The sequence below is a fragment of the Micromonospora sp. NPDC047644 genome (genome assembly GCF_040704315.1).
GTDB lineage: Bacteria > Actinomycetota > Actinomycetes > Mycobacteriales > Micromonosporaceae > Micromonospora.
Window position 1 is genome coordinate 111,647 of the sequence record NZ_JBEYSY010000002.1, and the last position, 15,168, is coordinate 126,814.

Annotated in this window: 10 protein-coding genes; 8 read left to right on the top strand and 2 right to left on the bottom strand. The window is 69.8% G+C overall.

Features of this window, described 5'->3' with window-relative positions; translation table 11 throughout:
• Window positions 1–195: 195 nt before the first annotated feature.
• Complete coding sequence (locus AB0877_RS03735; protein WP_366606359.1) at window positions 196–1,194, bottom strand: acetylxylan esterase; 999 nt, start codon at window positions 1,192–1,194, stop codon at window positions 196–198.
• A gap of 21 nt (window positions 1,195–1,215) precedes the next feature.
• Window positions 1,216–2,253 (bottom strand): substrate-binding domain-containing protein, encoded by a 1,038-nt coding sequence (locus AB0877_RS03740; protein ID WP_366606361.1) that lies wholly within the window; start codon window positions 2,251–2,253, stop codon window positions 1,216–1,218.
• Window positions 2,254–2,573: 320 nt separating this feature from the next.
• Between AB0877_RS03740 and AB0877_RS03745 the strand changes: the two genes are divergently transcribed.
• From AB0877_RS03745 to AB0877_RS03780, 8 genes are all read left to right on the top strand, one after another.
• The gene (locus AB0877_RS03745) at window positions 2,574–4,937 is read left to right on the top strand and encodes a glycoside hydrolase family 3 N-terminal domain-containing protein (RefSeq protein WP_366606362.1); all 2,364 of its coding nucleotides are present in this window, start codon (window positions 2,574–2,576) and stop codon (window positions 4,935–4,937) included.
• Between the two features lie 10 nt (window positions 4,938–4,947).
• Window positions 4,948–5,937 (top strand): ABC transporter permease subunit, encoded by a 990-nt coding sequence (locus AB0877_RS03750; RefSeq protein WP_366606364.1) that lies wholly within the window; start codon window positions 4,948–4,950, stop codon window positions 5,935–5,937.
• Window positions 5,934–6,842 carry a carbohydrate ABC transporter permease gene (locus tag AB0877_RS03755; protein ID WP_366606365.1) on the top strand — a complete coding sequence of 303 codons (909 nt, stop codon included), beginning with the start codon at window positions 5,934–5,936 and terminating at the stop codon, window positions 6,840–6,842. Before AB0877_RS03750 ends, AB0877_RS03755 begins: the two co-directional genes overlap by 4 nt.
• Before the next feature lie 53 nt (window positions 6,843–6,895).
• Window positions 6,896–8,533, top strand: coding sequence for an extracellular solute-binding protein (locus tag AB0877_RS03760; protein ID WP_366606367.1), 1,638 nt, complete (start codon window positions 6,896–6,898; stop codon window positions 8,531–8,533).
• A gap of 90 nt (window positions 8,534–8,623) precedes the next feature.
• Window positions 8,624–9,313, top strand: a complete 690-nt coding sequence (locus AB0877_RS03765) for a DUF624 domain-containing protein (protein WP_366606368.1) — start codon at window positions 8,624–8,626, stop codon at window positions 9,311–9,313.
• A complete protein-coding gene (locus AB0877_RS03770; protein ID WP_366606370.1) occupies window positions 9,310–11,343 on the top strand; it encodes a beta-galactosidase in 2,034 nt (677 codons plus the stop codon). Before AB0877_RS03765 ends, AB0877_RS03770 begins: the two co-directional genes overlap by 4 nt.
• Entirely contained in the window at window positions 11,340–13,478 is a 2,139-nt protein-coding gene (locus tag AB0877_RS03775; RefSeq protein ID WP_366606372.1) for an alpha-glucuronidase, read from the top strand. Before AB0877_RS03770 ends, AB0877_RS03775 begins: the two co-directional genes overlap by 4 nt.
• Window positions 13,479–13,790: 312 nt before the next feature.
• Window positions 13,791–15,131 (top strand): PHB depolymerase family esterase, encoded by a 1,341-nt coding sequence (locus tag AB0877_RS03780; RefSeq protein WP_366606373.1) that lies wholly within the window; start codon window positions 13,791–13,793, stop codon window positions 15,129–15,131.
• Window positions 15,132–15,168: the final 37 nt, after the last annotated feature.

A 15,168-nucleotide genomic window follows, 5' to 3' on the forward strand; every position in this document is an offset into this window, starting at 1 on the left:
GCGCGGCACGACCATGAACCCGGACGCCTGCACTGGTGGTCGTGGCGGTTAGCGGCGGTCACCGGCCGTCGAGTATCTGACGGGGACGGACCGGGAAGGCCGTGGCGGAGGTGTGCCCTGCACCTCGCCTGACGCACCATAGCGTGTTATCGCTAACACCGGCAACGCATCAGCATCCGACGATGCGCTCGGCGTTCAGGACCGCGCCGGGTGCAGGATCGAGCCCAGCCAGCGCAGCTGACGCCGCACGTGCACGGCCTCGCCGCCCTCATGACCGTTGAACGGGTAGACGTGCATCTCCCGCTCGGGCGGGACCGGCCTGCCGTTCGCGGCACCGTAGTGGTTGTAGGCGGCGAAGGCGGTGCGCGGTGGGCAGACGGTGTCGCGTCCGCCGACGCCGAAGTGCGCCGGCGCGGTCGCCCGACGTGCGAAGTTGACCCCGTCGACATAGGACAACGTGCGCCACACCGCATCCTGGGCCTCCCGGGCCACCGCCAGGTACCGGGCGATCTCGCCGTACGGCGCGAGGTCGGTGAGCGCGACGGCCCGGCGCATGTCGCACAGGAACGGGGCGGTGGTCAGCACCGCGCTGAGATTCTCGACGAGACCCGCCACCGCCAGGGCGATGCCGCCACCCTGGCTGTTGCCGACCACGGTGACCCGGTCACCCTCGACCCCCGGCAGCGCGCGGACCGCCTCGACCGCCCGCACCGCGTCGGTTATCAGGCGGCGGTAGTGGTAGGTGCGCGGATCGAGGATTCCCCAGGTGGCCGGCCAGGGCCCGCCGGGCGCGCCGTGCGGGTCGGGGGTGTCCCCGGCGCCGTGCTGCCCCGCCTGTCCCCGGTTGTCCATCAGCAGGTGCGCGTAGCCGGCCACCGCCCAGGTCGACCGTTCGTGGGGCAGGCCGCGCCCACGGCCGTAGCCGGCGTACTCGACCACGGCCGGCAGCGGTTCGCTGACCCCGGCCGGGCGGGTGTACCAGGCGCGGACCGGGTCACCACCGAAGCCGGCGAACGTGACGTCCCAGGAGTCGAGCAGCCGCAGGTCGGTGGGTTCAGGGCGGACGTCGACGAGCACCGGTACGGTTGCCGCCCCGGTGAGCGTGTCCCGCCAGAACTCGTCGAAGTCGTCGGGTTCGGCGACCTCGGGTGCGTACCGCTGGAGGTCGTCGAAGGTGGGGGCGGAGTGGGGCACGGGTCCTCGCAGGGGCCGGGGTCAGCGCGGATGGGCGGGGGGTGCGGTGCTCTCCCGGACGACCAGCTCGGTCACCAGGTCGATCCGGCTGGTCGCCGGCTCGTTGCCCCTGGTCAGGTCGAGCAACATCTGGGTGGCGATACCGGCCATGTCTCGCAACGGCTGGTTGATCGTGGTGAGCGCCGGGTCGGTCCAGGCGGAGACCGGCAGGTTGTCGTACCCGATCACCGAGAGGTCCTCGGGCACCCGCAGGCCGCACTGACGGGCGGCCCGGAGCACCCCCATGGCCTGGATGTCCGACCCGGCGAAGATCGCCGTGGGTCGGTCCGGCCGCTGGAGCAGTTGCAGCCCGTGGGCGTGCCCCGTTCCGGCGGAGAAACTGCCGTAGCGGATCAGCTCGCGGTCGACCACTATGCCGGCTTCGTCGTGGGCCGACTGGAAGCCGGCCGCGCGGGCTCGACTGCACAGCACGTCGGGTGGCCCGGAGATGATGGCGAGCCGTCGGTGCCCCAGCTGCAGCAGGTGCCGGGCGGCGAGCAGGCCCCCGTTCCAGTTGTTCGACCCGACGGTCGGCACCGAGGCCGAGGTGGCACTGTCGGTGTCGACGACGACGAAGGGGATGCCCTGGCGGCGCAGGTGCTGCTGTTGGGCCTCGGCCAGGTGGGAGAGGACGAACACCACGCCCAGGGGGCGGTCGACGAGTAACGCCTCCAGCCATCGTGCGGGCGGGCGGTGCGCGCCGTCGAGTTGGGCGATCGACAGCCCGATGCCGGCCGCGGAGGTCACCGCCTCGACGCCCCGCAGGATCTCCATCGCCCAACCCGTGTCGAACTCGTGGAACACGAGATCTACCCGGCCGCCGCTGGTCGCGTGTCGCCGGGCGCGGCGCTGGTACTGGTGGCGGTCGAGGCTCGCCTCCACCCGGGCTCTGGTGCCGGGGGCGACGTCGCCGCGTCCGTTGAGGACCTTGGACACGGTCGCGACCGATACGCCGACATCGTTGGCGATGGTCGCGATGGTGGTGGAGGCGGGTGGGTCGAGCGGGCGGTGCTCTGTCATCGCGGCCTCATACAACATCCGAAAGTTTCGGGCGACCTTAACATGACGTGACATTCACGCCAGTAGCTGTCGCACTCGGGCCACGCATTCGCCGGGCATCGCGCGGCTCGTCGGCAACGGAATGCCGATCGCGGACTCACCGTGTGCAGGAAACATCCCCCTGGTAGTCCGATTGGGACACTTGACAGCCATCGATGGGGCACTTAGGTTGCCGAAAAGGTTGCGCGGGTTTCCGGAAAGTTTCGGATCGTGAGAAACGTCCGCCACGGAACTGGTTCCACCAGGGCACGGGGATGTGGCCGGAGCTAAGGGGTCAGGGCATGAGAAGTCAGTCGCTCTCCGACGGCGGCGCCGCGCCGTGGCGTGATCAGCGGCTGTCGCCGACCGAGCGGGCCGAGGCGCTCCTGCCGATGATGTCCATCGAAGAGAAGATCGCCCAGCTCGTCGGGGTCTGGGTCGGCGCCGACGCCAGCGGTGAGGGCGTCGCACCGCACCAGTCGGACATGATCAGCGAGCTGCCGCCGTGGAGCACCGTCATTCGGTACGGGTTGGGCCAGCTGACCCGCCCGTTCGGCACCGCCCCGGTCGACCCGGTGTCCGGCGCCCGGTCGCTGGCCGCCTCGCAGGCGCAGATCGTGGCCGCCAGTCGGTTCGGCATTCCGGCGCAGGTGCACGAGGAGTGCCTCACCGGGTTCGCGGCGTGGCGGGCCACCGTCTACCCGACTCCGTTGAGCTGGGGCGCGTCCTTCGACCCCGAACTGGTCGAGGCGATGGCCGACCGCATCGGGCGGTCGATGCGCGCCGCCGGTGTGCACCAGGGCCTCGCCCCGGTGCTGGACGTCACCCGGGACTACCGCTGGGGCCGTACCGAGGAGACGATCGGCGAGGACCCCTACCTGGTCGGGACGACAGGTGCCGCCTACGTGCGGGGCCTGGAGCGGGCCGGTGTGGTGGCCACGCTGAAACACTTCGCCGGCTACTCCGCCTCCCGAGGCGGACGCAATCTCGCGCCGGTGCCGATGGGCCGCCGCGAGCTGGCCGACGTCATCCTGCCGCCGTTCGAGATGGCGCTGCGTCTCGGCGGCGCCCGTTCGGTGATGAACTCCTACGCCGAGATCGACGGCCTGCCCGTCGCGGCCGACCGTGGGCTGTTGACCGGGTTGTTGCGGGACGAGTGGGGCTTCACCGGCACCGTGGTGGCCGACTACTTCGCCGTACGGTTCCTGCAGACCCTGCACGGAGTCGCCGGGGATGCCGCCGAGGCGGCCCGGCTCGCCCTGCGGGCCGGGATCGACGTCGAGCTGCCCACCGTGGACGCCTTCGGCGAACCGTTGGTGCAGGCGGCTCGCCGCGGCGAGGTCGACGAGGCGCTGATCGACTCCGCGCTGCGTCGGGTGCTGATCCAGAAGATCGAGCTCGGCCTGCTCGACGAGGGCTGGCAGGAGCTGCCCGACGACGTGGCGTCCCTGCGCTTCGACGACGAGGCCAGCCAGGACATCGCCCTTCGCCTGGCGAGGGAATCCGTCGTCCTGGTGCGCAACACCGGCGTCCTCCCGCTCGCCGCGGCCAGCCGGGTCGCCCTGGTCGGCCCGGTCGCCGACGACCCGATGGGCATGCTGGGCTGCTACTCGTTCCCCAACCACGTGGGCGTCAACCACAGCGACTTCGGGCTCGGCCTGGCCATCCCCACACTGCGCGACGAGTTGGCCCGGCGAGTCCCGATGCTCACCCACGAGCCGGGGTGCACCGTCACCGGCGACGACACCTCGGGCATCCCGGCCGCGGTCGCCGCTGCCGCCGCCGCCGACGTGTGCGTGCTGGCCGTCGGCGACCGGGCGGGAATGTTCGGCCGGGGCACCTCCGGTGAGGGCTGCGACGCCGTCGACCTGCGACTACCCGGCGTGCAGAGCGACCTCGTCCGCGCCGTCCTCGCCACCGGCACCCCGGTCGTCCTGGTCCTGATGACCGGCCGCCCGTACGCGCTCGGCCCGGAGTTCGACGACGCGGCGGCCGTGGTGCAGGCGTTCTTCCTCGGCCAGCTCGGTGGGCAGGCCCTCGCCGAGGTGCTCACCGGCGCGGTCAACCCGTCCGGACGGTTGCCGGTCAGCGTGCCCCGCGACGCCGGCGGGCTGCCGAGCACCTACCTCGCGCCACCGCTCGGCCGGCGCACCAAGGTCTCCTCGATCGACCCGACCCCGGCGTACCCGTTCGGCCACGGGCTGAGTTACACCACCTTCGAGTGGTCCGACGCCACAGTGGTCGAACCGGGTGAGGATCCGACCGCCTGGCCGGTCGACGGCGAGGTACGGGTGCGGATCACCGTCGCCAACACCGGTGAGCGGGCCGGCACCGAGGTCGTGCAGCTCTACCTGCACGACCCGGTCGCGCAGACCACCCGTCCGGTGGTCCGGCTGATCGGCTACACCCGGCTGCCGATGGCGCCCGGCGAGGTGGCCCACGTGACGTTCGGCGTACCTGCCGACGTGGCGTCCTTCACCGGGCTGACCGGCAGACGCATCGTCGAGCCCGGCGACGTCGAGCTGCGGTTCGGCCGATCCAGCGGCGAGGTGGCGGCGGCCCTGCCGCTGCGACTGGTCGGCACCGAACGCCAGGTCGGTTTCGAGCGGGAACTGCTCACCTCGGTGCGGGTCGAGCCCCTCGTGGCCGTTGCGCAGTCGGCATAGGAGGTCACGGATGACATCCACCCTGCGGCCACCGCCGCCGGCGCCGCCGAGTCCTCCGCAGCGGGCGCAGAGCCCCGCCCCGCGCTCGCCGCGACGCCGGCGCAGTTGGCGGCAGGCACTGCGCCGCGACTGGCAGCTCTACTCGCTCGCCATTCTGCCGCTGCTGTTCTTCCTGGTCTTCCGGTATCTGCCGATGATCGGCAACATCATCGCGTTCCGTCGGTTCAAGCCGGGCGGCAGCATCTTCGGCGAGTACTGGGTCGGGCTGCGCTACTTCCGGATGTTCCTCACCGACCCGACCTTCTGGGAGGTGTTCACCAACACCCTCGTGCTCGGGGCGTTGACCCTGCTGTTCTGTTTCCCGCTGCCGATCGTGCTGGCGCTGCTGCTCAACGAGGTCCGGGCCCGCCGCTTCAAGCGGTTCGTCCAGTCCGTGTCCTACCTGCCGCACTTCCTGTCGATCGTGATCGTGGCGGCTATGGTCATGCAGTTGACCTCGATCGAGGGCACCGCCAACCAGATCGTCAACCTCTTCGGTGGCGACCCGGTGGCCTTCCTGCAGAAACCGGAGTGGTTCCGCACCATCTACGTCTCGTCCGAGGTCTGGCAGACCGTCGGGTGGGGCACGATCCTCTACCTCGCCGCCCTCACCACCATCGACGAGGACCTGTACGAGGCCGCCCGGATCGACGGCGCCGGCCGGTTGCGACAGACCTGGCACGTCACGTTGCCCGGCATCCGTCCGACGATGGTGACCCTGCTGATCCTCAACATCGGCAGCTTCCTGGCGGTGGGGTTCGAGAAGATCCTGCTGCTCTACAACCCGTTGACGTATCCGACCGCGGACGTGATCTCCACCTATCTGTTCCGGATGGGCTTCCAGTCGAGCAACTTCAGCTACGCGGCCGCCATCGGCCTCTTCGAGGCCGTTATCGGGCTGATCCTCGTCCTGTCGGCGAACATCATCTCCCGTCGCACGGTGGGGACGAGCCTGTGGTGACCCTCGGTACGAAGATCGACGGACCGACGACGCGCGGGCCGGACGACAGCCGCGGCTACCGGATCTTCCGCGTGGTCAACATCGTCGTTCTGCTGGGCGTCGTGGTCGTGACGTTGTACCCGTTCCTCAACATCGTCGCCCGCTCGCTCAGCGAAGAGGCGTACATCCTCGCCGGCGAGGTGACCTTCTTTCCGCGCGGGTTCGACCTGACCGCGTACAAGCTGGTGATGTCGGACGATCTGTTCTGGACGAACTACCGCAACACAGTGGTGTACACGGTGGTGGCCACGCTCATCTCCATCGTGCTGACCACCTGTTACGCGTACGTTCTGTCCAAGCCGCAGCTCAAGGGGCGCACCTTTCTCGTCGGGGTCGCGCTGTTCACCATGTTCTTCTCCGGGGGCCTGATTCCCAACTACGTGCTGGTCACCAGCCTGGGGATGAAGAACACCATCTGGGCCGTGGTGATCCCCAACGCCATCAGCGTGTTCAACCTGCTGGTGATGAAGGCGTTCTTCGAGAGTCTGCCGAGCGACTTGGAGGAGGCCGCGGCCGTCGACGGGCTGAACACGTACGGCATCCTGCTGCGGATCGTGCTGCCGCTGTCGAAGGCGATCATCGCGACGATGGTGCTCTTCTACGCGGTTTCCTTCTGGAACTCGTGGTTCACCGCGTTCCTCTACATCGACCGGCAGGATCTACTGCCGGTCACCGTGTACCTCCGCAACCTCATCGCGGGCGCCACGAGCGCCGAGTCGGCCGCGGCCGACGCCGACAAGGTCCAGGCCGCGGCCACACTCCAGGCCGTGACGATCGTGCTCACCACACTGCCGATCCTGGCGGTCTACCCCTTCGTCCAGCGGTACTTCGTCCGCGGCGTGTTGCTCGGCGCGGTCAAGGGATGACGCCGGCGTCGCACCGCTTCCCCACCGAAACCCCACCACCGAAAGGACGAGCCATGCTCCACAAGACGTGGCGCCGCGTGGCACTGGCCACCGCGGGTCTGCTTGCGCTCTCCCTTGCCACCGCCTGTTCCGAGGACCCCGGTGAGTCGACCGACCTCTCCGAGAACCGGGTCGGCGCGATGGCCAACTACGGCATCGGTGACCAGTTCAAGGCCACCGAGGCGCTCTCGTTCTTCACCCTCTACAACAACCACACGTTCTACCCGCTCAAGGAAGACTGGGTGTTCTGGTCGGAGCTCACCAAGCGGACCAACGTCAAGATCGAACCGGTGGCCGTGCCGCTGAGCGACTACGAGCAGAAGCGCAGCCTGCTGATCGGCGCCGGCGACGCCCCGCTGATCATCCCGAAGACGTACCACCCGCAGGAGAACGCCTTCGTGTCCTCCGGGGCGATCCTCCCGGTGAGCGACTACCTGGACCTGATGCCCAACCTCAAGGACAAGATCACCAAGTGGAACCTCAAGCCGGAGATCGACAACCTGCGGCAGTCCGACGGTAAGTTCTACCTGCTTCCCGGCCTGCACGAGAAGCCCACGCAGGACTACACGGTGCTGGTGCGCACCGACATCATGCAGGAGCTCAACCTGGCGGTCCCGAAGACCTGGGACGACCTGTACGCCGTGCTCAAGGCGATGAAGGCGAAGTACCCGAACGTCTACCCGTACTCCGACCTCTTCAGCAAGCCCAACCCGACCGGCGCGCTGCTGAACATCCTCGGCTCGGCCCACGGCACCCAGGCGGGCTGGGACTACCAGCACGCGACCTGGGACCCGGCGGCGAAGAAGTTCAGCTACACCGGCGCGTCCGAGCAGTACAAGCAGATGGTCACCTACCTGCACAAGCTCGTCGCCGAGGGCCTGCTCGACCCGGAGAGCTTCACCCAGACCGACGACCAGGCCCGCCAGAAGCTCGCCAACGGCAAGTCCTTCGTGGTCACCGGCAACGCGCAGACCCTGGTCAACAACCACCGCCCCGACCTGGCCAAGACCCTGCCGAACGCCAAGATGGCCAAGATCCCGCTGCCGGTCGGCCCGGCCGGCGAGATCAACCCGTTCCCCCGCCTGGAGAACGGCATCATGATCTCCACGAAGGCCCGGGAGAGCAAGAACTTCGTGGCCATGATGCAGTTCATCGACTGGCTGTGGTATTCGGATGCGGGCCTGGAGTTTGCCCGCTGGGGCATCGAGGGCACGACGTTCACCAAGGACGCGTCCGGCAAGCGCACGCTCGACCCCGGAGTCGACTTCCTCGGGCTCAACCCGAAGGCCCCCAAGCACCTGCAGAAGGACTTCGGCTTCCAGAACGGCGTCTTCGCCTACGGCGGCAGCCCCGACCTGGTCCGCGGCTTCTTCTCCCCGGAGGAGCTGGAGTTCCAGAAGGTGATGGACGCCCGGACCCCGAGGGTGGTGCCTCCGCCGGCCCCGTTGAGCGACGAGGAGCGCGAGCAGGTGTCGCTCTGGGAGACGCCGCTGAAGGACTTCGTCACCCAGAACACGCTGAAGTTCGCCCTGGGTCAGCGTCCGCTCAGCGAGTGGGACGCGTACGTGGCCGAGCTGAAGGCCAAGAACTCCGACCAGTACATCGACCTGGTCAACAAGGCGTACGAGCGGTTCCAGAAGAACAACGGCTGATCGGCGGGAGTCCGGTCGGGCCGCCTGGCGCGGCCCGGCCGGACCCCGGGGCGACCACGGATCAGCTGAGTCGACCGGAGGGAGCGGGCGTTGAGTGGCGCGACTCAGACCCGGCGACAGTTCGGCGACGGGCCACTGTCGCGGATCACCTCGCGCGTCTACATCCTGCTCGTGGTCGAGCTGCTCCTGCTGCTCACCACGGTGCCCGCCCTGCTTCCGCTGCTGGTGCTGGGCCGCGATCCGAGCAACCTGCCGCTGGTCGCGCTCCTGCTGGTACCGGTCGGCCCGGCGATCTCCGCCGCCCTGTACACCCTGCGTCACCAGCGAGCCGACCTGACCGACCTGCGCCCGGCGACCCTGTTCTGGCGCGGCTACCGGGCCAACGTCCTCGGCGCGCTGCGCGTGTGGGTGCCGACGCTGCTGTGGCTGACCGTGCTCGCCGTGAACCTCGCCTACCGCGACGCGGCCGGCCTGTCGAGCTGGTGGGCGGTGCCGCTGGTGCTGATCGGAGTGGGCGTGACGCTCTGCGCGGCCAACGCTCTGGTGATCACCTCGCTGTTCGACTTCCGCACCCGCGACGTGCTCCGGCTGGCCGTGCACTTCCTCGTGCGTACCCCCGGTGTTCCCGTCGGCAACGCCCTGCTGCTCGCCGCTGCGGCCGGGATCACCGCGGCCTTCTCCGAAGCGGTGTTGATGCTGCTGGCGTCGATCGCGGTGCTGGCGTACCTGCGCGTCGGCGACCCGATGATCCACCTGATCCGGAAGGAGTTCACCAGATGAGCCTGCCCCTCAGCGCCAAGGTGCCCTTCGGAGGCGACTACAACCCGGAACAGTGGCCCGAGGACGTGTGGAAGCAGGACTACCGTCTCTTCGACACGGCACGGATCGACCTGGTGACCCTCGGGGTGTTCGACTGGGCGCTCACCCAACCCGCCGAGGGCACCTACGACTTCGCGCTGCTGGACAGGATCGTCGAGCGGGCCAGCGCCGAAGGACGCGGGATCTGCCTGGCCACCGGCACGGCAGCCCACCCACCGTGGTTGGCGAAGGCGTACCCCGAGGTGACCCGGACCGACTTCGAGGGCCGCAAGCACCGCTTCGGCCAGCGACACAACTCCTGCCCCAGCTCGCCGATCTTCCGCCGGCTCTCGACGGAGCTGGCCCGCCGGGTCGCCCGTCGCTACGCCGACACCCCGGCGGTGCTCGCCTGGCACATCGGCAACGAGTACGGCGGCGCCTGCTACTGCGCCCTGTGCGCCGCCGGCTTCCGCAACTGGCTGCGCCAGCGCTACGGCACCCTCGACGCGCTGAACGAGGCCTGGTACACCACCTTCTGGTCGCACACCTTCACCGACTGGGACGAGATCGAGCCGCCGTCAGCACTGACCGAGCACTGGCGCGGCCCGGAGCACACCGCCTTCCCGGGCATCACCCTGGACTACCTGCGGTTCACCTCCGACGCGATGCTGACGAACTTCCGCGACGAGAAGGCGGCCATCCGGGAGTCCAGCCCGGCACTGCCGGTGACCACGAACTTCATGGGCATGTACCGCCCGATCGACTACCACCGCTGGGCCCCCCATCTGGACTTCGTCTCCTGGGACAACTACCCGCCCGACGACGCGTCGGCGGCCCGGATGGCGCTGACCCACGATGTGATGCGCGGGCTCAAGGACGGCCAGCCGTTCTGGTTGATGGAACAGACCCCGAGCTTCACCGCGTGCCGCGACGTCAACCCGTTGAAGCGCCCCGGTCTGATGCGGTTGTGGAGCTGGCAGGCCGTGGCGCACGGCGCCGACGCGGTCCTCTTCTTCCAGTTGCGTGCCTCCCGTGGGGCCAGCGAGAAGTACCACGGTGCGGTCATCGGGCACGCCGGTCGCTCCGACACCCGGGTGTTCCGGGAGGTCGCGGAGCTGGGCGCCGAACTGGAACGGCTCGGCCCGGCGTCACTGGGCGCGCGGACCCCGGCCCGGGTGGCGGTGCTGTTCGACTGGGACAGCTGGTGGGCGTTGGAGCTGTCCGACGGCCCGTCCCGGCTGGTCCGCTACCAGCAGGTCGTGCTCGCGTACCACCGGGCCCTCTGGGATGCCGGTGTGGACCTGGACGTCGTCGCGGTGACCGCCGACCTGTCCGGCTACGACGTGGTCGTGGCCCCGGCCCTGCACCTGCTCAAGGGTGACCTGCCGCAGCGGCTGGAGGCGGTGGCGACGCGCGGCGGGTCGGTGCTGACCACCTACCTGTCCGGCCGGGTGGACGAGAACGACCAGGCGTTCCTGATGGACGTGCCGGGACCGCTCGGGCAGCTCATGGGCGTCCGGGTCGACGAGTGGGACGCCCGCGGCCCGGAGGTGGTCAACCCGGTCCGCCTCGGCGACGGCGCTGATCAGGTCGACGTCGAGGCGAGCCTGCTGTTCGAGCTGGTGATCCCGCAGGGCGCACAGGTCGTCGGCACGTACCAGGCCGACTTCTACGCGGGCACCCCCGCGGTGACCCGCAACTCCTTCGGCGCCGGCGACGGGTGGTACGTGGCCGCCGGGCTGGACCAGGTCGGGGTGTCCTGGGTGGTGCGGCAGGTGCTCGCCCGGCACGACCTGCTCGGGCCCTACCCGGACGTGCCGGACCTGGAATCCGCCGTGCGGATCGCGCCAGACGGGTCGCGGCTGCTGTTTCTGCTCAACCACCGCGCGGAGCCGGTCGAGGTGACCGCCCGGACCGGCGGCGTCGACCTGCTCACCGGCGAGCGTACGGCGGCCGGTGGTGCCCTGCGGCTGCCGGCGTACGGGGTTGTCGTGCTGGAGGAGGACCGGTGAACGCCGAAGAGTCGGTGGAGTTGGAGCAGCTCATGTTCGTCGAGGAGCCGATGGACGGTGACGAACCGCGCGTCCATCCGGCCTGGCTGCCGCCGGAGGCGTTCCGGTCGCTCGGCGCGCGTCGCATCCTTCTGCACGGCGAGGGGCTGCTCGTCGACACCGTGCTCAACGAGATCTCGCGCGCCTGCGCCCGGTACGGCGGACGGGTGTGGCACTCCCCGTCCTGGGACGTGGATGTCGACCTGGTGCTCGCCCTGCGCGACGCCGCCGAGCTGCCCAATCCGGCGGTGGAAGCGGCGCGCGCCGCCGGCGAGGCGGCGCTGGCCGAGCTGGGCGACGGCGGGACGCTCGGCGACGAGGGTTTCGTGTTGGCGCGGGCCGGCGACGTGACGGCGGTGCTGGCCGACGCGCCCGCCGGCCTGCTCTACGGGCTCTTCCACGTGGTCCGGCTCTGCGCGGCGGCCTTCGACCCGGCCCGGCCACCGGAGCGGCACCGGCCGGCACTGCGCCGACGAATGCTCAACCACTGGGACAACGTGGCAGTGCACCCGGTGATGGGCCAGGTCGAACGGGGGTACGCGGGCGGCTCGATCTTCTGGCAGGACGGCCGTCCGCGCGGCGATCTGGCCCGGGTGCGGGAGTACGGGAGGCTGCTGGCCTCCTGCGGAATCAACGCGATCTCGGTGAACAACGTCAATGTGGCCCGTACCGAGGCGCTGCTGCTCACCGAACGGCTCGGAGACGTGGCCGAGATCGCGGACGCGCTGCGCCCGTACGGCATCCGGGTGCACCTGTCGGTCAGCTTCGCCGCGCCGGTGCTCCTCGGTGGCCTGCCGACCGCCGACCCCCTGGACGAGAACGTGCGGGTCTGGTGGGCCGGCACCACCAGGCGGGTGTACGACCGGATCCCGGACTTCGGCGGCTACCTGGTGAAGGCCGACTCGGAGGGGCAACCCGGCCCGTTCACGTACGGCCGTGACCACGCCGACGGGGCGAACCTGCTGGCCGAGGCCCTCGCCCCGCACGGGGGAGTGGTGCACTGGCGGGCGTTCGTCTACAACCACCACCAGGACTGGCGGGACCGGTCCACCGACCGGGCTCGGGCCGCGTACGACCACTTCGCCCGGCTCGACGGGCGGTTCCGTACCAACGTGGTCGTCCAGGTGAAGTTCGGCCCGGTGGACTTCCAGCCGCGTGAGCCGGTCTCACCGGTGCTCGCCGCGATGCCGGCGACCCGGCTGGCGGTGGAGTTGCAGGTCACTCAGGAGTACACGGGCCAACAGCGGCACGTCTGTCACCTCGGCCCGTGGTGGAGTGAGGTGCTCGGCTTCGCTCCCTGGGGGCCGGGCGGGCGGACGATCGCCGACGTGGTCGCCGGGGAGTCGGGGGCGGGCGGCGGGATGGTCGCCGTGGCCAACGTCGGCGACGACCTCTTCTGGACCGGGCATCCGTTGGCGCAGGCCAACCTGTACGGGTTCGGTCGACTGGCCTGGGACCCCCGGCGGGACCCGACGGCGATCCTCGACGAGTGGATCACGTTGACCTTCCCGCCGTCGGCGACCGCCGACGCGGAGCTGGTGCGGCGGGTCCTGCACGAGATCATGGACGACTCGTGGCGCACGTACGAGCGCTACACCGCCCCGCTGGGTGTCGGTTTCATGGTCAACCCCGGCGACCACTACGGTCCCGGCGTCGACGGGTACGAGTACACCCGGTGGGGCACCTACCACTTCGCCGACCGCGACGGCGTCGGCGTGGACCGCAGCCGCGCGTCGGGCACCGGCTTCGCCGGCCAGTACCCGCCGTACTGGGCGCAGGTGTACGAGTCCCCCGAGACCTGTCCCGACGAGTTGCTGCTCTTCTTCCACCACGTGCCGTACGGGCATGTGCTGCACAGCGGCTCGACGGTCATCCAGCACATCTACGACACCCACTTCGCCGGGGTCGAGGAGGTGACGGCGATGCGACGCAGGTGGCAGACGTTGACCGGGATGATCGACCCGAGCGTGTACGAGCGGGTCGCCGAACGCCTCGACGAGCAGGTGCGCTGCGCCACCGAGTGGCGCGACCAGATCAACACGTACTTCTACCGCAAGTCCGGGGTGCCGGACGAGCGAGGGCGGGACATCCACTGAGCGACGGTGTGGGCGGCCCGGTCATCCGGTCGGGCCGCCGTCGTGCCGTGTGCTCCGCTGCGGCCCGGCGGGTTCCGAAAAACGTGCCGATAATTCACCGCCACCCATCGCCGCCGAAGACGCCCGTCGATGCCCATTGTCGCGCAGGTGACCGCCAGAACCGTTGCGGCGAAAGGTTTCCGGAAGTCTTGACAATCGAGTGTGCTCGATCGAAGCTGACATGGTCACGCGAGCCGCGGTCAAGGTCGGGCGAAGGGCAGTCCTCGACTTAAGTCCCCTTCCACGCGCCTTTTTCCGCAGAGGATCGCGACGATGACACTGAAGACGAGAATGCTTGGCGTCGTCATGGCGGCCGTGACACTGGCCGCCGCCGCGTTGACGTTCGCCGCTCCCGCGTCGGCGGCGACGCTCACCCAGGTGACCAACTTCGGCACCAACCCCACCAACCTGCAGATGCACCTGTACGTCCCGGACCGGGTGGCGACCCGACCGGCGATCCTCCTGGCCATGCACTACTGCACCGGGACGGGCCCCGCGTTCCACTCGGGCACCCAGTACGCCTCCCTCGCGGACCGGTACGGGTTCATCGTGATCTACCCGTCGGCGACCCGCAGCAGCAAGTGCTGGGACGTCTACTCACCGCAGGCGTTGCGCCGTGGCGGCGGCAGCGACCCGGTCGGGCTCATGTCGATGGTGGACTACGTGCGGCAGCGCTACTCCGCCGACCCCGCCCGGATCTTCGCCACCGGCACCTCGTCCGGGGCGATGATGACCAACGTCATGCTGGGCGTCTACCCGGACGTGTTCGCGGCGGGTGCCTCGTTCGCCGGGGTGCCGTTCGCCTGCTTCGCCACCGGCGGCACCTCGGAGTGGAACAGCCAGTGCGCCAACGGGCAACTCATCCGGACCGCGCAGCAGTGGGGTGACCTGGTCCGGCAGGCGTACCCCGGCTACACCGGCCCGCGACCCCGGATGCAGATCTGGCACGGCACCAACGACGAGACGCTGCGCTATCCGAACTTCGGTGAGCAGGTCAAGCAGTGGACGAACGTGCACGGGCTGAGCCAGACCCCGACGTTCACCGACTCCCCGCGGTCCGGCTACACCCGCACCCGCTACGGCAGCAGCGGCCCGATGGCGCCGGTCGAGGCGATCAGCATGCAGGGTGTGACGCACAACGTGCCGGTCGACGCGGCGCAGGTGATCCGCTTTTTCGGGCTCGACGGCACCGCGCCCCCGACCACTCCGCCCCCGACCACTCCGCCGCCGACCGATCCGCCGCCGACCACTCCGCCGCCGACCGACCCGCCGCCGACCACTCCGCCGCCGAGCGAGGGTGCCTGCCGGGTCGGTTACACGGTCAACGCCTGGAACAGCGGTTTCACCGCGAGCGTCGCCATCACCAACACCGGTGCCACCGCCGTCAACGGCTGGGAGTTGACCTTCACGCTGCCCAGCGGGCAGCGCATCACCAGCGGCTGGAACGCCCAGTACGCCCCGACGAGCGGCGCGGTGACCGCCCGCAACGTCTCCTACAACAACACCATCGCACCGAACGCGTCGGTCGAGATCGGCTTCCAGGCCACGCACGAGGGCGGCACGGGCAAGCCCACCTCGTTCGCGCTCAACGGTGCCGCCTGTTCAGTGTCCTGATTTCCCTTCCCACCCCACCACCCTCAGAAGGAGTCAC